This window comes from Pseudomonas arcuscaelestis (assembly GCF_016881005.1).
GTDB classification, from domain to species: Bacteria; Pseudomonadota; Gammaproteobacteria; order Pseudomonadales; family Pseudomonadaceae; genus Aquipseudomonas; species Aquipseudomonas arcuscaelestis.
The window spans coordinates 442,291-463,165 of sequence record NZ_JACOPV010000003.1 but is presented as its reverse complement, the minus strand read 5'-3'; the positions used below and the strand labels follow the sequence as shown (position 1 = coordinate 463,165).

The window sequence follows — 20,875 nt, the reverse complement described above, 5'->3', positions numbered from 1 at the left end:
CCTCCCCCAGCTTGGCTAGCCTGCTGGATGCCCCATAAGGAGAGCGGCTATCGTGCCATTTCAGGCCGCTACATCGTCGATGCTGGGGGGGTTCTGTATAGCCATTGTTTAAGCGATGCCGGGGGGGTGTGTATAGCCGCAGTTTCAGCGACCGAGGAGGAGATCTTGGGCGGGTCCTTGGCGAAGAAAATCGTGCTTAGCCGGGATGGCTCGGTTCGCTCAGACGCCAAACGATCGCGATGCTTCGGAGGCGGTATCTCGTTCAATTTCGTAATTAGCACGCTCCGATTTTTTAACTGACTGTTGCACTTGCTCCTTGAGGCCGCCAAGCCTAGAACACATTTTTCGCTGTGCAAGCAGCCTATGTCTACGGGCTAATCTACCATGACGATTAGGATTAACTCACGCTACCCGAGCCAATCAATCTCTATAACGATCCCAAACCTTATCGCTAAACGCGACTAAGCCCTCCCTGCGCAGATAACTAATTAATCCTCCAATTGGTCAATTACTTGCGTCTATGATCAACGCATCGATTGTTTGACCAGGGACGTTCACAGCATGGCAAAGGTACTGATTGTCGACCCCTACCCCTTGAGCAGTCTGGGTAGCGAAACCCTGCTAAGCCAGGCAGGCCACCGCGTCGTGGCACTTGCCGATAATGGGCTGGATGCCCTGGAGCTTGTTCGTACAGCGGTTCCGGACCTGGTGGTGCTGGACCTGGACATTCCCAGACTTGGCGGTCTGGATGTGATCAAACGGATAGCCGCACGCAAGTCTTCGACCGTCATCCTGGTACTGACTGCCCTGCCCGCTGATGTCTATGAGCATTTGTGCATCACCGCGGGTGCCTCGGACTTTGTCTCCAAAAGCGACACCCTGGAGTCATTCGCCGATGCAGTAAAAAAGGTACTTGCCGGCAAAACCTGTTTCCATGCCAGCGCCCTTCGACAGGACCCGGGCTCGGCCACACCCACAGAACAACTGACGGCCAGAGAAGTGACGGTATTGCATTACCTGGCTGACGGTTACCGGGTAAAGCAAATTGCCGGTGAACTGGCCATCAGCGACCGCACAGTCAGCACCTACAAGACTCGATTGCTGGAGAAAACCGGCACCCACTCGCTGGTTGAGTTACTGCATGTAGCGACCCAAAGGGGATTTCTCGAAGGCAGGGCTGACAGCGATAAAAACGCCGTTGTGTCGGATCAGGCGTCAGCGTTGCAGTTCAATGCCTTACTCGATCAGATCCCTTTCCCTATCTGCTTGCGGGCCGCAGACGCGCGCATTCTGGCTGCCAACCAGGCATTCCTCGATTACCTCGGTTTGACCCGCCACGCGGTCCTTGATGCCAAGCAATGCGATATAGGCGTGATAGACACCGAGCACCTGCAATTTGCCCGTGAGACCTTCAACACCGCAGTCGCCAAACAGATTCCCTACATGATGGTCATTGCCGTGCGTCTGCACGGCGAGCGCAGGGTGTTGAAGCACAGCGGGTACCCGGTCATCGACCAGGGTGGCGAACTGATCGGAATGCTCTGCACCTCGATCGACATCGGCGAAGAGCAGGCCCAGATAGAGGCTTTGCGTGAGCAACTGGCCTATCTCGCCTTTGTCAGAGACCGCCGAAGCACCTACCTCATCGAGCACGCTGATTCGCTTGGCCGCTACCTGAGCAACGCGCGCTCGGTTGTCGATGGCAATGAAAGGATCAACGCCCTCTTTGACCGCATGGACGAAAGCGTGCAATGGCTTTGCGAAATGGTTCACCTTGAAACGGGGCAAATCAAGCTCTCCCCTTTTTCGCACAATCTGAACACACTCACCCGGCAAACGCTCCAGCAGCTGCCAAGCAACGACATGCCGGCGCATGATTTCACAAGCGCCCATTCGAACCCATGGGGATGGATAGACCCAAAGGCTTATTCCAGCCTGATCAAAGCCCTGTACCTTCACCTCAAGCACAGGGGGGCAAACCTGGTTTCGATTCGCGCCGAGTCATTTGAGAAAGACGCCGGCTACATCGAGTGGCACCTGCAAGTAACAGCATCCATGACGGCGGCTGAATCACTGACCGCTCCGGTTATCTACCTTTCCCTGGCATCCGAGTTGAGCTCGTTGTTCGAGGCAGATCTGCAGATCACCAGCGATAACGAACATGCATTCGAGGCTCAACTGCGCTTGACTGTCCCGGTCGCTACGGCGGCGCATTAGAATCGGAAACGCACTACAAGGCGTTGCATGAAGCAACGCTTACCCAGCCACGGCCCAGGATCAATCATTTCTCCTAGTTAACATTTCTAGGAGAAATACGATGAAACGGCATCTAAAACCCAGTCAAGAACCTCCCTCCTCTACGCTGACTGCACTGTGCGTTGCCGTCGCCCTGGCGATTGCCGGGGTGACCTGGCCGGTAGGTTACGCCCTGGCTGAGAACATTCCTCAGGGCGGCCAGGTAATCGGCGGCAAGGCAACCATTACGCAACAAGGCAAAGGCATGGAAGTGAACACTTCCACGGCGCGTACTGCCATCAACTGGCAGAGTTTCAACGTCGGCCCCGACCACAAAATCACGTTCAACCAGCCTGATGGCAAGTCGGTCACCCTCAACCGCGTAACAGGCGGCGACCCCTCGAAAATCTACGGCACGGTAACCTCCAATGGCCAGCTGATTCTGGTGAATCCCAACGGCATCTGGATGGGGCCCAAAGCGCACCTATCTTCCAGCGCGCTGGTCGCCAGCGCAGGTTTTCTCACGGAAGAGCAAGCCAAGCAGTTTGCTGCAACCGGCAAGCTGGATATTCAACTCACAGGCGCGGTAACCAACCAGGGACGCATCACTGTCCATGACAATGGCATGGTCGCCCTGCTTGGCGCCCAGGTTACCAACGCCGGCGTTATTCAAGCCCGCAAAGGTACGGTTCAGCTGGCTACCGGCCCGCAGGCCACACTCGACTTTCACGGCGATGGTTTGCTGAACATTGCCGTCAGTGGTGAGCCTGGCGACAAGGCCAGCGTTACTGCCGATGTCAGTGGTGGCGTGCACAACAGCGGGCAAATCGACGTTGCCAACGGCGTGGTGGCCATGAGCGCCCAACGTGCAGCCAAGCACCTGGACTCGGTGATCAATCTGGGCGGCAACGTCGTCGCCGATTCGGTAAGCAGCGACGGCGGCACCATCGTCCTGGGTAACGCTGCGCGCACCCATGTCAGCGGTAACCTGAGTGCTACGGGCGTCAATGGCGGCACCATCAAGGTACTTGGCGACCGCGTGAATGTTGCCGGCACGGCGAAGATCGATGCCTCAGGCAGCCAGGGTACCGGTGGCAAGGTGCTGCTGGGTGGTAGCTTGCAGAACAAAGGGAACGAGGCGCCCGCCACCACCACAACCGTAGCCAAGGGCGCCCAGCTCAGGGCCGACGGCAAGACCGATGGGGGGCAGATTGTCGCGTGGAGCGATGAAGCCACTCATTTCGCAGGTTCCGCGTCGGCCACCGGCAAGGTCAAGGGTGGCGTAGTTGAAACCTCGGGCAAGCAACTCACGGTAACGTCCGATGCCAAGGTCGATACCCATGGACAAAAAACCAATGGCACCTGGTTACTCGACCCTGCCACTGTCAATATCGATGAAACCGGCGCTGCTGGTTCGGTGGCAGCCAGTTCTATTGTCAGCGGACTGGCGCAAGGCAACGTGCTGATTCAGGCAACCGATACCCTCAATGTCGATGCTCCCATTATCGCCACCAACCTCGCCTCGGTAGACAACAACGGTCGCATCAGTCCATCGACTCTGGCGCTGATCTCCTCTGGCAACGCCGGTCAGATCACCACGTACGAGGGCACCGACAAGAGCCACGCCAACGGCGCGGTGAATATCAGGGCGCCGATCCTGCTCAAGGACGGCAACCTCTACATCAGTGCGACCGGTGACATCCGCTTGTTCGATGCGGCACCGGCGGGTGCCAGCGGCGAGGCCGCCTTCGGCCGCCGCGCAATCATCGATGTGGGGTCGGGTATCGCCTGGCTGAAAACCACTGACACTGCCTCCATCTTCCAGCAGGACAACACTGCGCTGATCGGTGCCAAGGTCGCCCTTGAAGGGGCCAGCGTACGCATGGACAGCGGTTTGAACTTCGCTGGCGAATTGGCCGGCAAGGCCAGCAACGGCATATTCACCTTCAGCCAGACCAATGCCAGCGGCACCGGGCCTGACACCAGCAAAACCATTACCGCCCCGCTGACCGGAGAAACCCTCAGCGGCATCAAAGCCTATGCCCTGACCAAAGTCGGGACACAAGTGATTATCGGCAACAACAACGTGGACCGTACCGTTGAACTGAGCCCTGGAAACGGTCAGGCATTCGACTATGTGGTGTTCGAGGCGTTGAATCTTCGTGACGAGAATGGCAACGAGATTGCGCAAGCAGACGTACTGCGTTATCTGGACAGCTCCGACTACCTGATCTACGGCATCAGTTTTCGCGATAGCCAAGGCGCGTTGTGGAAGTTCACCCCCAACCCCAGCGACGTCAATGCCCCCATTGTCAGCCGCGACGGCGTTCCCGTTAATGTCCCCGTGGGCTTTTCCCTTAGCCCGGTGGGTGGACAGCTCGCCGTTGGTGTCATGACCGGCATTGGCTACTGGGGTGTGGATGGCGAGTACATCCCCGGTGCATCGAACCAGCACGAGATACAGTACAAACCCGCCACAGATACCTCCCAGCAATTGATTTTCAAGCTGCCCGGTGAAACCGACGCGATGCTCGCACGCATTGGCTGGCTGGCCGATGACAAGCCCTGGATAACCACCACGGACGGCACGCCTGTCACCCAGAAAAACCTGTTTGAAACAGCCCAGGTCCAGTTTCTTTCAACACAGGACAAAACCGACACAAACGTTGCGATCTCCACTAACAAGGCACAAATCAGTGCTACCCCCGCGCACGCCAGCCGCGAATACGGCGAGCACAACCCGGCCTTTACCCAGGGCATCGTCAACAGCGGGTCAAGCGTGGAACAAGTACGTGGGTTGGACCAGTATGTTGACGCTCAATTGGGTCGGGTCGGTGTCACCAAGGCCGCGCCATCGACAGCCGCAACCGAGCACTCCAATGTCGGCCAGTACGCGATCGAGGGTGGCTTGAGCGGCGATGCATTTGCCCAGCAGCGCTATGAACTGCAAAACAACACCGCCACCCTGACCGTGACCCCGGCAGAGCTGACCGTGACCGCCAACGACAAGCACAAAGTCTACGGTGACAATGACCCTGGCCTGGACTACAAGGTCGGCGAGACAAAACTGGGTCACACCGGCGCTGAGCTGCTTCAGGGCAATCTTGATCGTCAGTCCGGTGAAAATGTCGGCCAGTACACCATCAACAAGGGCGGCCTCGCGTTGAACAACGGCCTGGGCGGTAACTACACCCTCAAGTATGTCGACGGCACGCTGCAGATCACCCCGGCGACCTTGACCGTTCAGGCGCAGAACACGTCGAAAGTCTATGGCGATGCCGACCCTGCCCTGACTCGTAGTGTCTCGGGCCTGAAGAACGGCGACACAGTGGCATCGGTACTCAACACCGGCACCCTTGGCCGTGAAGCCGGCGAAAACGTGCGTGCCGCCGGCTACACCATAAATCAGGGCAGCGTCGGCCTGAACAATGACCAGGGCCGTAACTACGTTCTGCAGTTTATCGACGGCAAGCTGACCATTACCCCCGCCGCCTTGACCGTAGCCGCTGATAACAACGGCAAGGTCTACGGCGACCTCGACCCTGCGCTGGGTTATCAGGTCCGTGGCCTGAAAGCCCAGGACAGTGCCGGCGAGGTGTTGAACAACGGCACACTGGTTCGCCAGACGGGTGAACAGGTCAGCGCTGGCGGCTACAGCATCGAACAAGGTTCGGTAGCCCTCAACCAGGGCAAAGGCCAGAACTACATACTCAGCTATGAGGCTGGAAACTTCAGCATTACTCCGGCAACCCTCCTCGTGCGTGCCGATGACAAAACCAAGGTCTACGGTGAAATCGATCCGGCACTCAGCTATCAGGTGTCCGGACTCAAACGTGGCGATCAGCAAACCTCGGTGCTCAACGGCGGCGCCTTGCAACGCACAGCTGGCGAAGACGTCAAGGCAGGTGGCTACGCCATCGGCCAGGGCACGCTGGCCAACATCAGCCAGAACTACATCCTCAACTACGAAGCTGGCGTATTTACCATCACGCCAGCCTCGTTGCAGATCGACGCTGGCACGCACTCCAAGGTGTATGGCGAGGTAGATCCAACGCTTTCCTACCGCCTCAGTGGCCTGGTCAATGGCGACAGCGCCGGCGATGTGCTCAACAGCGGCGCCATCGCCCGTAACAGCGGCGAAAACGTCGGCCAGTACGCCGTTCACCAGGGCGATCTCGGCCTTAACAGCGGCAAGGGTGGCAACTACATCCTCACCTTCAACAACGGTCAACTGGCAATCACCCCAGCCGTGCTAAGTGTGACCGCCGACCACAAGGCCAAGGTCTATGGCGATCTTGATCCTGAGTTGACCTATTCGGTCGCCGGCCTGAAACGGGGTGACAGTGCTGCCGATGTGCTCAAGGGTGCGCTCACTCGGGATGCCGGCGAGAACGTCAAGCCCGGCGGTTACGCCATCACCCAGGGCAATGTGCTGCTCACCAGCGGTAACTACGCCATGGTTTTCAAGGACGGCAAACTGCAGGTCACCCCGGCTCCGCTGGATGTACGCGCAGACAACAAGTCCAAGGTTGTCGGCGCTGCCGACCCGCAACTGACCTATAAAGTCAGCGGCCTGAAAAACGGCGACAAGGCTGATCTCGCCCAAGGTTCGCTGGTCCGCGCTCCAGGTGAAAGTACCGGGGCCTATGGCATTGGCCAGGATCAGACCTACCAGGCGGGCAGCAACTACACCGTGACCTTCCATGACGGCACCTTGACCATCACCGGACCGCTCGCGCCCATTGACCCATTGCCCACTGCGGTACGCCAAGTTGTTCCTGTCACCGCGCAATCGCCAGGCAACACCCGCTGCACGGCCCTGGAATCACCCTCGGCGGTATCGGCCAACTACTCGGTAACCCCCGCAGTGGCCCGCACCTACGCCGTGCAATTGCTCTGTAAACCCCGTGCCTACGGCGATAGCAACAGCACCATCCCGGATATCCGCGATGTGCTCAGTTACGCCAACAGCCACTTCAAGGACGGCCAGTTCATCGTCCCTGATTGGAGCCGCAGCGTCATTCCTCACGACCTTCAGGCTCCGCAAAAGGGAGGTAAATAATCATGAAATCCTATCCCTCACGCATGACCCGTATCGCGGTGGCAGTGCTGTCCAGCCTGCTGGTGCTGTCGGCGCAGGTAAACGCCGCGCCGCTGGGGCAACTCAACCCCGGCCGGATCGAAGTTCCCGACCGCAGCGGGATGCGCAACTCGCCCACGCAGATGCCTGAAACGCTGGAGCTACGTGAAACCTCCGTCACCCCGCAGCTGGAACAGTTGCCCGAAGAAATGACTGCACTGCCAGCGAACCTGTCACGATTCAAGGTCAACAGCGTCACCCTGATCGGTGCTGACAGCTACCCTGCCGGCACCTTCAAGCCGGTGCTAGCGCGCCTGGAGGGCAACAGCGTCAACCTTGCCGAGATCAACGCCGTGGTGGACACCATCACCCAGCGTTATCGCAAGGCCGGTTTTTTGCTGGCCAAGGCCTTCGTTCCACAGCAACGCCTGGAAGGCGGCAAGCTGACGATTCAGGTGTTCGAAGGCAAAATCAACCAGGTCAGCTTCAGCGGCCCAAGCAACAAGGCACTGGAGCGCTACGCCGAAAACATTCGCCAGCAAACCCCACCGAAAAGCGCCACCATCGAGCGCAACTTGCTGCTGATGAACGATGTGTCCGGTAACGAAAGCCGCGGTGCCTTGCAGGCATCACCGCTGCAGGCCGGTACTGAACTGACGGTAGAAAACCAGCTGCGCAAGTACGAAGGTTTCATCGGTTTCGACAACCGAGACAGCCGCTACTTCGGGCCCTGGCAGGTCTATGGCGGCATTGGTGTCAACGACCTTACTGGCAACGGCGACCATTTGGGCATCCGCGCCGGCCGGTCAGTGGAAGGCAACAAGATGACCTTCTTCGAGGGCCAGTATGAGTTGCCGGTTGGCAGCCAAGGCGATGTCCTCAGCGTACTGGCCCAACATAACGATGGCCACGCCGACACCTATTCGTTCCTCAATGCCAACAGCTCCGGTGACACCTTGGCCGTGCGTATCACTCGGCCATGGATTCGTCAGCGCGACAGTACGTTCAAGACGTCGGCGGCGTTCACCTACTTCAACGGCAAGTCCGAGTACCTCGACGACGCTGATCTGCCACCTTCCAGCGACGACCGCATTCGGGCAATACGCCTGGGTGCAAGCTATGACTTCGTCGATAGCTACGGCGGCAAAAACCTCGCCAAGCTCGAACTGAGCAAAGGCCTGGCAGTGATGGGCGCCAGCAGCGAAAGCCGGCAGAACCCGTCCCGCGAAGGGGGTGAAACCGACTTCACCAAACTCCAGCTGGATGCGCAACGGCTGCAAGACCTGAGCCGCCTCATGGACGGGCTGAACCTGTACATGGCCGCCACTGCGCAGACATCCTTTGGCCAAGCCCTGCTGTCGCCGGAACAATTCGGTGTGGGCGGCAGCGAGTTCGGCCGCGGCTATGACCCTTCGGAAATCACCGGTGACCGTGGCTTTGCAGTCAAGACCGAACTGCAATACAACCGCATCCACGCCTTCAAAGGCTACGCCGTACCCACTCAGTACTACGCGTTCTGGGACTTTGGCAAAGTGTGGAACGAAGAGCCCTATTGGGTCCCGACTCAGAGCTTGTCTTCCGCGGGCGTGGGGGCTCATTTGCAAGTGTTCAAGGACACCTTCGTTTCCCCGGAAATCGCCTTCCCGCTGACCCGTTCGGTCTCTGCTGAAGAGTTGGATAACGATAACGGCAAGGCGCCACGGCTCTACATCAACTTCCTCAAACTGTTCTGAAATCAGCGAAGCGAATGCCCCTCCTGGCGCATTCGCTGTGGAGACCGCACATGACTAGCCACGGTGAACTTTTGCGCACAATCAGAAGCGCTTCGTTCAATGACGAAGCGGCGGCAGAACTGTTGCTGGAAATACGCCGCCTTGGCCTGGCACCAAAGCTCAGCCATCGCCTCGACGATATCGCCATTCATATGCACCACGATGCCAGGGCGCTGGAGGCGCTCTACCTGGCGTTGAGCAGCGGCCGCATCGTGTTCAGCACAGGAGGGTCAGCGGATGACCAGGATTGTGCTGCATCGCCCAGCTAAAAAGCGATGGCAGGCATGATCACCCGTCACCTGCGTTTCATGGTTGCAGACCCCGCAGAAATATAGTGATGGCCTCATCCACCCGCCGCTGTCGATCCACCTGCGAAGGGATATCCATCAACCCCAACAAGCAGCGCAACTGAAAATCACCGGTCAGGGCATCAAGAAACAGCACTGCCCGGGTCTGGGCGTCTCCCGCCCGGACGATTCCGTCTTTCTCGGCCCAGACAAAATAATCAAGCAAACAGCCGTAGGCTGCGCCGGGTGCCGCCTCGAAAAACGCCCGTGCAGCTTCCGGGGCACGCAATGCTTCAGCGACGATCAGCCGGTGCATGGCGATCGTTCGTGGCGAAAGAATTACCTCCAGGAAGGTTTCGGCAATGGTGCGCAATGCCTGCGGCAGCGGTTTGCAGGTGAGGTCCATGTGCGTGAGTGGATTGACGATCTGCTCGCACAGACGGGCGATAATGGCCGCAAACAAGCCGTCCTTGTCCCCGAAGTAGGCATACACCGTACGCTTGGAGCCGCCGATGCGGGCGATGATGGCGTCGACGCTGACCCCGGCATAACCCTCTTCAAGGAACATTTCCGTCGCTGTGGCGAGAATGCCCTCCCTCTTTTCGACCTGCCGCTTACTTTCCACCCGCTCGCTCAAGTAGCACCTCTGTCAGTTCCAGACGCAATCGCTGCGCGCTAAGCCTACCTGCCCTGCGGGAGGCGTTCCACTTTGTCGATAAAAATGCATATCTGACCTGCATTTTTATGCAAAACACTTCCTGGCAATGGCATTGACAGACTGTGACCGCAATGGGAATCTTCACGCAACGGTACGGTACGGTACCGTTTACTTAAACCTTGAAGAACAATAACAGCGAGGTACGGATCATGCGTTTTGTCAGCTTTGCCGAGGGTGCTCTCAAGGGCCTGGCCGTGGAAACCGAAAGCGGCCTGCGCGGCCTCACTGAAAACCTCCCAGGCTACCCGGGCTCGCTGTTCGACTTGCTCGGTCGCGGCGCGAAGGCGCTGCAGCATGCTCACCAGCAGTTGAGCACAGCGCCCTTACTCGACAACGGGCGGATTCGGTATCTGCCGCCTCTCGAACGCCCCGGCAAAATCGTCTGTGTCGGCCTGAACTACGCCGACCACACCAAGGAAAGTCCCTATGAACAGCCTACCTACCCAACCTTCTTTCCCCGGTTCTCCACGACACTGATTGGCCACGGCGAGGCCATTATCCGTCCTCAGGTGTCCGAGCAACTGGACTACGAAGGCGAACTGGCAGTGATCATTGGCACTCGAGGCCGTCACATCTCGCAAGAACAGGCCTTGCGGCATGTTGCCGGCTACTCGATCTTCAACGAAGCCTCGGTGCGCGATTACCAGTTCAAGTCGCCGCAGTGGACCATCGGCAAGAACTTCGATGGCACCGGCGCGTTCGGCCCGGTCTTCGTCAGCGCGGATGAGTTGCCGCCCGGCGCCCGTGGCCTGTCGCTGACGACTCGCCTGAACGGCAAGGTTGAACAGCACGGTAACACTGCCGACATGGTCTTTGATGTGGCGCATCTGATCGCCGTACTCAGCGAAGCCGTCACCCTCGAACCGGGCGATGTCATCGTTACCGGTACCCCCGCCGGCATTGGCTGGGCCCGCCGCCCGATGTTGTTCATGAAGCCTGGTGATGTCTGCACCGTGGAGATCGAAGGGCTCGGCACTTTGGTCAACCCCATCGCCGCTGAGACGCCGCCCGCCTGAGGCCGCGTTTGAAACGCTAGTCCAATCCCGTTCGCCTTTGACAGGCGGGAGCTTCACGGTCGGCCTCGCCGCGCCGTGACCCCGGCTGCGCGCGCCCGGACCGATTTGCGGTTCGCGGGTGCGGCTGCCTGGAGAATGCCTCTTGCCAGCGAACGCCCGAACAAATCGTCGGCCCTGGGCTGAGGAGACGCAGCCATGCTGCACATCAAAGACATCAACCATGTGGTCTACCGGCATGCCGATCTGGACCTGCTTGAACGCTTCCTGCTCGACTTCGGCCTGACTGTCTGTCACCGCAGCAAACACCGGCTTTACCTGCGTGGTACCGGGCCGCTGCCCTATGTCTACATTGCCGAGCACGCTGACACGCCGGCCTTGGGCGCCATCGCGTTTGCCGTCGAGTCGTTCGCCGACCTGCAGTTCGCCGAACGCTTGCCAGGAGCCTCAACGATCCAGGCGCTGGAGCACCCCGGCGGTGGTCATGTTGTGGCACTGCAAGACCCCTGCGGGCGTCGCATCGAACTGGTGCAGGGTATCGAGCCGGTCCAAGCCCTGACGCAACGCTCGGCGCTGGTACTCAACTCGGCGGTCGAAAAGCGCCGCTTTGGCGATGTGCAGCGCCCCGGTAAAGGCCCGGCACAGGTCATGCGCCTGGGCCATGTCGCAATCGGCGTCGCCGACATGCCCAGCATGATTGCCTGGTACCGAAACGTGCTGGGCATGCTGCCGTCCGATCTGATCGTCGAAGGCGACGAGCAGGGTTGCCCATCGGCGGCATTCCTGCGCCTGAATCGCGGCAGCCAATGGACCGACCACCACACCATTGCGCTGTTCCAGGCCAGTCGTGATGTTGTGCACCACGCCTCCTTCGAGGTTCAGGACTTCGATGCGCAATGCCTGGGCCATGAGTGGATGGACGATCAAGGCTGGACCCCTTTCTGGGGCGTTGGCCGCCATGTGCTTGGCAGCCAGATATTCGATTACTGGCGCGACCCGTCGGGCAACCTCATCGAGCACTTCACCGACGGTGACCTGTTCAATCATGCCTCACCCATGAACTGCACCCAGGCCTGCGATTCCAGCCTGTACCAGTGGGGACCGCCCATGTCGGTGGAGTACTTCCTCGGTGGCAGCGATGAAAGCGAGACCGTCGCACCACGATCGCTGGCCGAACGCCAACGCCGCAGCCGCTGACCATCACAGGAGTTCTGCCATGAATGAAACATTGTCCAACCACGCCCTCGACCAGCTGTTTCGCAGTGCGCGCAGCCAGAATGGTTGGCTCGACAAAGCTGTAGACGACGACACCCTGCGTGCTATCTACGACCTGGTGCGCTGGGGGCCGACCAGTACCAACGGCTGCCCGGTGCGTATTATCTTTCTGCGTAGCGCCCACGCCAAGGCGCGACTGCTGCCTGCGCTAGCCGCGGGCAACGTTGAAAAAACCCTCAATGCCCCGGTCACCGCGATCATCGGCTATGACGTCAACTTCCACGAGCAGCTACCACGCCTGTTTCCACATAACCCGGGCATGCGCGACTGGTACGCCGCGCAACCGCAGGCAATCCATGCCACTGCGCTGCGAAACAGCGCCTTGCAGGGTGCCTATCTCATTCTTGCCGCACGGGCACTGGGTCTTGACTGCGGACCGATGTCCGGCTTCGACCATGAGCAGGTCGACGCCGAATTCTTTGCAGGTAGCACCCGCTTTCCCGGCCAGCAGATAAGCACCAATTTTCTCTGCAACATCGGCTACGGCGATCCCTCGAAGCTGTTCCCACGCAGTCCGCGACTGAGTTTCGACGAGAGTTGTGCCCTGCTGTAAAAGCCTGCGCTCTGCGCACAGCCAAGCGCGCCATGTCGTTCACAACAAAAACAAAGGAGAACACCATGCGGCATACCCACCCAACCCTCCCTTCCACACCTTGGTTCGACCGCTGACGGAGACACACCATGCAGAACATTTCGAAATGGCATGTGCTTGTCGGCGGCTTCCTCGCCTATCTGTTCGACGCGATGGAAATCATTCTGCTGACCATCGCCCTGCCGGTAATCCAGCAGGACCTGGGCCTGACCATTGCTCAAGCTGGCATGCTCGCGTCGGCGACATTGCTTGGTATCGGCTTCAGCAGCATTACCACCGGCTGGTACTCGGACAACTTTGGCCGGCGCAAGGCGCTGCTGCTGTCACTGATCAGTTTTGGTGCGCTGACTATGGCCGTGGCATCCACCAGTAACTGGTACCTGTTACTGGTGCTGCGATTTTTCTCCGGTTTGGGCCTGGGTGGCGTGTGGGGGATTGTTTCGGCCTACATTGCCGAAACCTGGCCTGCGCACCAACGTGCCCGCGCCACAGGCTTTGTGCTCAGTTCGTTTCCCATCGGCGCAGCAATCGCCGCGATGGCTGGCAAGGCTTTGCTGCCGGATTGGCACGTGCTGTTCCTTGCTGCGGGCATCTCGACGCTTATCCCTGTGCTGTACCTGTGGTTCTTCGTTCCAGAGTCCCCCGAATGGAAGGCACAAAAAGCGATCGCCAGCCCCTGTGCCGATGCCCCTCGCAATGCTTCGGTGCGAGAAATCTTCGCCCCAGGCTTACTGCGCCTGACCCTGCTTGGCACCGCTGCGGCAAGTTGTTCGGTGATCGGCTTCTGGGGGGCCAGTACCTGGTTGCCAACCTATCTGGTGCACGAGCGCGGCTTGGAGATCGGGATGATGGCGCACTTCATGACCATCATGAACATTGGCGCGTTTATCGGCATCAACGCCTTCGGCTTTTTCGCTGACCGTATCGGCAAGCGCAATGCCACGCTATTGTCGCTGCTGGGCAGTTCAGTGATGCTGGCAATCTACGCCCTAACCACCGATAACCAGATTCTGTTCTGGCTCGGCCCGGTGTACGCCTTCTTCTATGCCTTTGCCAGCCTGTTCGCTTCATATTTCAGTGCCCTTTACCCGGTGCGCGTTCGTACCATTGGCGCCGGCTTCTGTTTTAACTTCGGCCGTGGCCTTGCCGCTTTCGCACCCTTGCTGCTCAGCGGTATTGCAACCAGCTACAGCTTGGCGTTGGGGTTGCTGGTATGCGCCGGATTCTTTGCAGCTGGCATGCTAATCATGTTTTTCATGCCACATGCCGAAGCACCACTGGGCATCCACGCAACACCCTTGAAGCCTGCGCAAAACGCTACCTCCTGATCACCTCACGCTGAAATCGCAAGCGTACTGCCCGACAGTTTGCCTGTCGGCTCGGGACTGCTCGCCCGGAGAAAACCTGGGCCCGGCCGTACCGTCCTTCCCCAACGCCAGCGGCGCACGAGCTGTGCAGCTGGCAAGCCATCGGAAATGCACCTCGATGAACGCACAACAATTACAACAACGCATTTGCAAGGTACTGAGCGCTTTAACCCTGTGCAGCACTGCTGTTGTCGCCAATGCGGCGCAGTGGAGCGACACCTTTGTCGGCTTTCGCTACGGTGAGCATTACAGCGAGCCACCCGTGGACAAGAAAATCCAGAAGGAGATCTACCAGCTTGGCCACAGCAGTGGAAATGAATGGGGCGCTAATTTCTTCAACCTGGACGTGCTCAAGTCCGACAGCAATGACCCGAAAAAGGACAGCGACTCCGGCGCCGTCGAGGCGTACCTGGTCTATCGCCATCAAGTGTTCCTGAGCAAGGTGTTCGACCGTTCACTGCGCTATGGCCCGATCAAGGACGTAGCCCTGACCGGCGGTATTGAACTGAACTACAAGAACAACGACTTTTCCACTCGCAAACGCCAATTGCTGATCGGGCCCACGCTCAAGTTCGATGTGCCCGGTTATCTAGACCTGAGCCTGCTGTATTCGATGGAATGGAACCACTGCGGTCTGTCCGCGTGCAAAACAGAAAACATCGAATTCGATCCCTACTACGTCATTCATCTCGCCTGGGGCTACCCCTTCCAACTTGGCGAGGCTGCGTGGAAGTTCCACGGATTCGCCAGTTACAAGACGGCCAAGGGCAAGGACTATTTCAACGACGACACCGGCGAGGAAAGCCTGATACGTGGCGCATTGATGGTTGATGTCGGCAAACTGGCGTGGGGAACGGCGAGCACGCTCTGGGTCGGCCCTGGCTATGAGTGGTGGCACCACAAGTACGGTGCGATGCATAAACCGGGCGTCAATACCCATGCCCCGACACTGCACATGGAGTGGCATTTCTAAGCGCTGTAGGGGTAAAGCTAAAGCGTGTCGACGGACCTGTGAGCCCCCCGGCACGCTCAAGGCTAGCGTGGCGGTGGCAACTGGATCGGCGTCGGCACGTGTAAGGCGCAACGGTGACTTCACGCTACCATCGCACATGCCCCGCCCTAAATACTCATCAGCAGCTGCCCGCTGTCGACCCGCAGCTCCACTCCGTTGATCGCCCGCGACTCATCGCTGGCCAGGAACAACACACTGGCAGCTACATCTTCTGGCAGACACATGCGCTGCATCGGATCGCTATCGATAGTCATCCGCTCAGGGTCAAGCCCTGCCGGCCAACTGCCGCGAGTCATGGCAGTGAGTACGCTGTCCGGGTGCAACGTATTGCAACGAATACGGTACTTGCGCTGGCGACAATGCACCGCCACCGAACGCGACAAGGCCGCCACCGCGCCTTTGGAAGCGCTGTAAGCCAGGTAATCACCACGCCCACCCAACGCCGCAATCGATGACATATTGATGATCGAGCCACCCGTTGCCTTCATCAGCGCAATGCCCTCACGGCAGCCGAGAAACACGCTGTCGCTGTTCACCTGCAGTACCCGATGCCAGTCATCCAGCAACGTATCTTCAATCGAGCCGCTGCGCAGGATGCCCGCGTTATTGAACAGAATATCCAGGCGCCCATGCCGATCACGCAAATAGGCCATCACCTGCTGCCAGTCGTTTTCACTGCTGGCATCGTGACGAACAAAGGCGGCGGCCGGGCCTATCTCGGCGGCAAGGGCCTGGCCTGCTTGTTCATCAATGTCGCTGATCACCACCTGCGCGCCTTCTGCCGCCAGCAACCGCGCGCAAGCGCGGCCAATACCGTTTGCGCCGCCTGTGACCAAGGCAACTTTGCCCTGTACTCGTCCACTCATATACCGGTCCTCGTTGGAATTGCTTGCGCCGTATCGCGGGGCAGGCCCGCCTCTGAAACCTTCACTGAAGCGGCGGCGCAACCGGCCCGGCGCCCGGAAAACACGCAGTCCGCCAAAGACAGGCCACTGATATACAGGTGTGAGGGAATGCCCAGCGCCGTGCGACCCGCGGCATAGAGCCCGGCAATCGGCTGACCGCGGCTGTCCAGCGCCGCGCCGGTGTCTTCGTCCACTTTCAAGCCGCCGAGGGTCAGCGCCCCGAGGGGGAAGATCGGGTTGCCAACGGAAATATCACAGGCATAGAACGGCCCCTGATCCAGCACCTCACGACAGCCGCTGGACTTGCCGAATTCGTCCTCGCACTCGCCACGGGCGGCACTGTTGTTGCGCTGCAGCGCCTGGTTCAAGGCATCGACCTGCATACCGGTAGCCTTGGCCAGTTGCGCCGGGGTCTTGCCCTTGCGCGGCTTGAACATCATCAAGGCCAGCGCCGGCAAAGCCTGGAACCACCAATAGCCACCGAACAGCGCCTGCCTGATAGCCTTGGCCCGCAGTCGCGCGTCGAGCACCAGCCAGGCGCGCCCGCCCTGCTCTTGCATGAGCGGCTGGCCGAGGGTGGCCCCATAGACTTCCTCGTTGCAGAAGCGTTTGCCGTCGCGATTGACCACAATGCCTTTGGGCCAACAATGCGGAGGGTTGATAAAACGCCACGCCGAGACGCGCTCAAGCCCAGCACTGGCGGCGCCAGCGCTTTGACCCAGGCGCAGGCCGCTGCCATCGCAACCACTGGCGCCCACCTTGAAGTTGCGGCGATAGGCGGGTGCATGCTCGCGCATCAATTCCCGGTTGAAGATAAAGCCCCCGGTGCTGAGCACCACGCCCTGGCGCGCGCGCACCCGGTATGGCTGGGCGTGCTCGCGTTCCAGTTGCGTGGCACGCAGGCGCAGCTTGTCACAGTAACCGGGTGCGAGGTTTTGCCAGCGTTCGGCGCGTGCCGTCAGCCGCGCATGGGCCTTGGCCGCCTCGCTACCTGGCTGCAAGCGCCACAACTCGGCACCGATCACCCGACCTTCGCCGTCCTGCACCAGGCGCCGCGCTGCCGATTGCAACAGCGGACGTACACCGGCTTTCAGGCAGGCTGACTGCAGATGGCCGTACAGCACAGCGCCGCACTGCCCTTTGCCCACCGTACGATGACCGCGGGCTGCCGGGGCCAGCGAACCGGTGTGCGACGGCACTAATTCATTGCCGGAGTAATAGAGAAAATAACCATCTGCGGGATAGGAGGTCTTGCCGCCGGGGGGCATCTGGTGACCGAAGGGCGCGCCGTGGCTTTGCAGCCATTCCAGGTTGGCCACGCTCTGCTCGCAAAATCTGCGCAGCGTGCTGTCGCTGACCACCCCGCAGGTTTCGTGCTTGAGGTAATCGAACATCGCTTGGGGGCTGTCGCTGATTCCGGCAGCCTGCTGCTGGCGGGTGCCTCCCCCGGCGTAGACAACGCCACCGCTTTTGGCGCTGGCGCCACCGCCGGTAAAACGGTCGGCGATCAACACGTCGGCGCCATTGGCGCGCGCCTCAAGGGCTGCGCAGGCGCCCGAAGCGCCCCAGCCAATCACCAGCACATCGCACAGATCGTCCCACTTCAACAGTTTGCTGTCGCTCACCCGCAAAGGCGCCAGGATGGTGCTGCAGGTTGAACCCTTATTGATTGGCTGCATGGTGGCTCCTAACGTTGACTGGCAAGGTGGTTGGCGGCGACAAAGGCGAAGGTCAGCGCTGGCCCCAGGGTGCCACCGGCACCGGGATAGCTGGTGCCCATCACCGAGGCCGAGCAATTGCCAATGGCATACAGGCCTTCAATCGGCTGGCCGTCTTCGCGTACCACCTGGGCGTCGGCGTTGGTCAACAGGCCGCCCTTGGTGCCAATGTCGCCAGCATCCATGCGCATGGCGTAGAAAGGCCCTTTGCGCAGCGGCGCCAGACACGGATTGGGTTTGACAGTGCTGTCGCCGTAATAGCGGTCGAAGACATTGCCGCCGCGGCCAAAGTCCGGATCAATACCGTCACGCGCATAGTCGTTGACCTTGGCCACGGTATTTTCCAGGCCATCGCCGTCTACACCGATCAACTGGGCAAGTTCGGCCAAGGTTTCGGCCTTGAAGTACAGAGTGTTGCGCCATTCCTTGCGCAGGCGGCTGTCGGGCATTACTTGTGCCGGCATCAGCGGGCCCATGGCATAGTGCTGGCGAAAGTGGCCGTCAAAGATCACCCAGGCGGGCACGCTGTTGCCACCGGTTACCTGGTTGTCGCGGTACATGGCGTCGACGAATTCAAGGTACGGCGCCGCCTCGTTGACGAAACGCTGGCCGTTGCCGTTAACCACGATGGCACCGGGAAACGCCCGTTCAGCGAAGATGCCTCGTGGTTTGTCCTCCCCCGGAACGGCAATGGTTGGCGCCCACCACGCCCAGTCCATCAGCGCTGTTGCCGCACCCTGGGCGATCCCGGCCTGCAACGCGACGCCGGTATTGTTGCCGGGCGGGGTTGCACTCCAGGCCATACGCGTAGGCTGGGGCAGGTACTGTTCGCGTAATGCCTGGTTCTGTTCAAAGCCACCGGAGCCGAGGATGACCCCATGTCGCGCCCGAAGCGTAAGCGGCTGCCCGTCGCGCACCACGCTGACGCCGGTGATTCGCCCGTTGTCGCTTAGCAGTCCGGAAAAATCGGTGTTCAACCACAGCGGTACATCGCGGTCCATCAGCGAGCGGCGCAGCGCGGCGACCAGCGAACTGCCCAGCGCTGCGCGTCGGTCGTACTGGCTTCTGCGCCGCCATTTGAAGTCCAGCTTGTAGCGCAGCATCAAACGGAGAATCAGCAACTGCCAGCCAAAGCCACGGGCCATGGCCTTGTGGGCATCGCGTGCGGTCCAGGCAATGCGCCCCATGAGCAAGGTGGTGGGTGAAGGCTTGCGCAGGTGGTCCAGTTCCTCGCCCAGTTCACTGGTGTCGAACAACTCAGGGTCCAGGGTGCGGCCACCTGGCAAGGCACCTGGAAGGTGCGGGTAGTAATCCGGGTATTTGTCGGCCACCGCATAGCGCACTCGGCTGGTACGGGTGAGGGTTTCAATCATCTTCGGTGCGTTGTCGAGGTAGGCGCGCAAGCGCCCCTCGTCCACCTGATCACCTGCGGCCGCCTGCAAATAGGTCAAGGCCAGTTCGGCACTGTCTTTGCCACCCTTGCGGGCGAAGTAATGATTGTTGGGAATCCAGATCCCGCCGCCGGAAATCGCCGAAGTCCCCCCGTACTTATCGCTCTTTTCCACGATCAGCACGCGCAACCCCTGGTCAGCGAGAAACACCGCCGACGCCATCGCGCCAGCGCCTGAGCCGACCACAATCACGTCATAGACACTTGGAGCCTGAACTTGAGCAGTCATTATTGTTATGCCATTGGCTGAAATTCAGTGTTGATCATCGACCCAGCGCAGACCGCGCTCATCGTCAAAGCGGACTAGATGCAACACCGCGCAGGGCTGGCCCTGCACGGTAAAAAGCGTTAGTCCGTTAAGACGATGTGTTGACAAGGCGTGCGTCCAATACTTGCACCACGAAATCCCACCCCATGAGGACATGTCATGGCTACGCCAAACATCGGTTTCGACCCTCAAGCCTTCCGCAATGCGCTGGGCACGTTCACCACCGGGGTCACTATCATCACCACCCAGGCCGAAGACGGCTCGCCAGTGGGAATCACCGCCAACAGTTTCAACTCGGTGTCGCTCAATCCGCCGCTGGTGCTTTGGAGCTTGTCGAAAAAAGCCCGCAGCTTGCCGGTGTTCAGCACCGGCAAACACTGGAATGTGCATGTGCTGTCTACCGAGCAGGAGTCGCTGTCTGGCCGTTTCGCCACGCAGGGCGAGGACAAGTTCGCTGAAATCCAGTTCGACAGCGGCATCAGCGAAGCCCCGTTGCTGCAAGACTGCACCGCGCGCTTTCAGTGCCGCACCGCCTTCCAGTACGAAGGCGGCGACCACGTGATATTTGTCGGCGAGGTGCTGGCATTCGATCACAGTGAGCGTGCGCCGTTGGCGTTCCAGAGCGGCCAGTACGCCCTGGCCACGCGCAAACCGCGCAGCGAACTGCGCCTGGCTACCACCCCGCCGCCGCCCGAGTGCAGCTACACCGAAGACCTGCTCGGCTATTTGCTGGGACGCGCCCACTACCAGTTGCTCAACGCCTTGCGCCTGTTGTTGAACAATCAGCAACTGGATGAACAGGCGTTTTTCATTCTCTCGGTGCTGTGCATCCGCGACAACCTCAGCCTGGAAGAGATCAACACCTTCGTGAACTACACCGGACACGAAGTGACGCTGCCAAGCATGCGCTTTCTTGAGCGCCAGAACCTGGTCGCCATTGAAGGCGTTCCAGGCCAGCAGCGCTTTGTACTGACCGCCAACGGCCGCGAAGCATCGCTGCAGCAGTTGGCCCTGGCCAAGCTGGTCGAGGAAGATCTGTCAGCCAAACTGGGCCCGGCTGATGCCCAGGCGTTGAAGGTGTTGCTCAAGCGTCTGATCGTAGTCAGCGACCCAGGCTTGCCAGACCTGTGGGCGCCGCGCTGACGCACCTCCCCGCTTGGCCCGCAACTGTTTTACAATGCAT

Annotated in this window: 14 protein-coding genes; 10 read left to right on the top strand and 4 right to left on the bottom strand. The window is 59.9% G+C overall.

Annotated elements, in window-relative coordinates:
* Positions 1-561: 561 nt before the first annotated feature.
* From H8F21_RS06435 to H8F21_RS06420, 4 genes are all read left to right on the top strand, one after another.
* The gene (locus H8F21_RS06435) at positions 562-2,217 is read left to right on the top strand and encodes a response regulator (protein WP_203584156.1); all 1,656 of its coding nucleotides are present in this window, start codon (positions 562-564) and stop codon (positions 2,215-2,217) included.
* Between the two features lie 100 nt (positions 2,218-2,317).
* On the top strand, positions 2,318-7,297 hold the full coding sequence (locus H8F21_RS06430) for an MBG domain-containing protein (RefSeq protein ID WP_236042917.1): 4,980 nt from the start codon (positions 2,318-2,320) through the stop codon (positions 7,295-7,297).
* Between the two features lie 2 nt (positions 7,298-7,299).
* Positions 7,300-9,048, top strand: coding sequence for a ShlB/FhaC/HecB family hemolysin secretion/activation protein (locus H8F21_RS06425; protein ID WP_203480678.1), 1,749 nt, complete (start codon positions 7,300-7,302; stop codon positions 9,046-9,048).
* A 50-nt stretch (positions 9,049-9,098) separates the two neighbouring features.
* The gene (locus H8F21_RS06420; RefSeq protein WP_136476191.1) at positions 9,099-9,356 is read left to right on the top strand and encodes a hypothetical protein; all 258 of its coding nucleotides are present in this window, start codon (positions 9,099-9,101) and stop codon (positions 9,354-9,356) included.
* A 37-nt stretch (positions 9,357-9,393) separates the two neighbouring features.
* Here H8F21_RS06420 and H8F21_RS06415 read toward each other — a convergent pair whose 3' ends face one another.
* Positions 9,394-9,999, bottom strand: a complete 606-nt coding sequence (locus H8F21_RS06415) for a TetR/AcrR family transcriptional regulator (RefSeq protein WP_328824176.1) — start codon at positions 9,997-9,999, stop codon at positions 9,394-9,396.
* 242 nt (positions 10,000-10,241) lie between these two features.
* Here H8F21_RS06415 and H8F21_RS06410 point away from each other — a divergent pair, with 242 nt between their 5' ends.
* The 5 genes from H8F21_RS06410 to H8F21_RS06390 all read left to right on the top strand — a co-directional run bounded on the left by H8F21_RS06410 (position 10,242) and on the right by H8F21_RS06390 (position 15,312).
* Positions 10,242-11,108 carry a fumarylacetoacetate hydrolase family protein gene (locus tag H8F21_RS06410; protein ID WP_203480682.1) on the top strand — a complete coding sequence of 289 codons (867 nt, stop codon included), beginning with the start codon at positions 10,242-10,244 and terminating at the stop codon, positions 11,106-11,108.
* Positions 11,109-11,303: 195 nt separating this feature from the next.
* Positions 11,304-12,302 carry a VOC family protein gene (locus H8F21_RS06405; protein WP_203480684.1) on the top strand — a complete coding sequence of 333 codons (999 nt, stop codon included), beginning with the start codon at positions 11,304-11,306 and terminating at the stop codon, positions 12,300-12,302.
* 19 nt (positions 12,303-12,321) lie between these two features.
* Positions 12,322-12,933, top strand: coding sequence for a malonic semialdehyde reductase (locus tag H8F21_RS06400; RefSeq protein ID WP_203480685.1), 612 nt, complete (start codon positions 12,322-12,324; stop codon positions 12,931-12,933).
* Positions 12,934-13,061: 128 nt separating this feature from the next.
* Positions 13,062-14,300: an MFS transporter gene (locus tag H8F21_RS06395; RefSeq protein ID WP_203480686.1), complete on the top strand. Its 1,239-nt coding sequence runs from the start codon at positions 13,062-13,064 to the stop codon at positions 14,298-14,300.
* Between the two features lie 157 nt (positions 14,301-14,457).
* Positions 14,458-15,312: a hypothetical protein gene (locus H8F21_RS06390; protein WP_203480687.1), complete on the top strand. Its 855-nt coding sequence runs from the start codon at positions 14,458-14,460 to the stop codon at positions 15,310-15,312.
* 146 nt (positions 15,313-15,458) lie between these two features.
* Here the strand turns inward: H8F21_RS06390 and H8F21_RS06385 are convergent, their stop codons facing one another.
* From H8F21_RS06385 to H8F21_RS06375, 3 genes are read right to left on the bottom strand one after another with little or no spacing between them, the layout of a single operon-like run.
* Complete coding sequence (locus H8F21_RS06385) at positions 15,459-16,217, bottom strand: SDR family oxidoreductase (RefSeq protein ID WP_203480688.1); 759 nt, start codon at positions 16,215-16,217, stop codon at positions 15,459-15,461.
* The gene (locus H8F21_RS06380) at positions 16,214-17,935 is read right to left on the bottom strand and encodes an FAD-binding protein (RefSeq protein WP_203584155.1); all 1,722 of its coding nucleotides are present in this window, start codon (positions 17,933-17,935) and stop codon (positions 16,214-16,216) included. Before H8F21_RS06380 ends, H8F21_RS06385 begins: the two co-directional genes overlap by 4 nt.
* Before the next feature lie 8 nt (positions 17,936-17,943).
* Complete coding sequence (locus tag H8F21_RS06375; RefSeq protein ID WP_203480690.1) at positions 17,944-19,653, bottom strand: FAD-binding protein; 1,710 nt, start codon at positions 19,651-19,653, stop codon at positions 17,944-17,946.
* Positions 19,654-19,851: 198 nt separating this feature from the next.
* On the opposite strand from H8F21_RS06375, the gene H8F21_RS06370 reads away from it, so the two are divergent.
* A complete protein-coding gene (locus tag H8F21_RS06370) occupies positions 19,852-20,835 on the top strand; it encodes a flavin reductase family protein (protein WP_203480691.1) in 984 nt (327 codons plus the stop codon).
* Positions 20,836-20,875 lie beyond the last annotated feature (40 nt).

Bases quoted from the DNA above. Each gene is read 5' to 3' on its own strand.
- H8F21_RS06435 (WP_203584156.1), top strand. From the start codon at position 562: ATGGCAAAGGTACTGATTGTCGACCCCTACCCCTTGAGCAGTCTGGGT.
- H8F21_RS06430 (WP_236042917.1), top strand. From the start codon at position 2,318: ATGAAACGGCATCTAAAACCCAGTCAAGAACCTCCCTCCTCTACGCTG.
- H8F21_RS06425 (WP_203480678.1), top strand. From the start codon at position 7,300: ATGAAATCCTATCCCTCACGCATGACCCGTATCGCGGTGGCAGTGCTG.
- H8F21_RS06420 (WP_136476191.1), top strand. From the start codon at position 9,099: ATGACTAGCCACGGTGAACTTTTGCGCACAATCAGAAGCGCTTCGTTC.
- H8F21_RS06410 (WP_203480682.1), top strand. From the start codon at position 10,242: ATGCGTTTTGTCAGCTTTGCCGAGGGTGCTCTCAAGGGCCTGGCCGTG.
- H8F21_RS06405 (WP_203480684.1), top strand. From the start codon at position 11,304: ATGCTGCACATCAAAGACATCAACCATGTGGTCTACCGGCATGCCGAT.
- H8F21_RS06400 (WP_203480685.1), top strand. From the start codon at position 12,322: ATGAATGAAACATTGTCCAACCACGCCCTCGACCAGCTGTTTCGCAGT.
- H8F21_RS06395 (WP_203480686.1), top strand. From the start codon at position 13,062: ATGCAGAACATTTCGAAATGGCATGTGCTTGTCGGCGGCTTCCTCGCC.
- H8F21_RS06390 (WP_203480687.1), top strand. From the start codon at position 14,458: ATGAACGCACAACAATTACAACAACGCATTTGCAAGGTACTGAGCGCT.
- H8F21_RS06385 (WP_203480688.1), bottom strand. From the start codon at position 16,217: ATGAGTGGACGAGTACAGGGCAAAGTTGCCTTGGTCACAGGCGGCGCA.
- H8F21_RS06380 (WP_203584155.1), bottom strand. From the start codon at position 17,935: ATGCAGCCAATCAATAAGGGTTCAACCTGCAGCACCATCCTGGCGCCT.
- H8F21_RS06375 (WP_203480690.1), bottom strand. From the start codon at position 19,653: ATGACTGCTCAAGTTCAGGCTCCAAGTGTCTATGACGTGATTGTGGTC.
- H8F21_RS06370 (WP_203480691.1), top strand. From the start codon at position 19,852: ATGGCTACGCCAAACATCGGTTTCGACCCTCAAGCCTTCCGCAATGCG.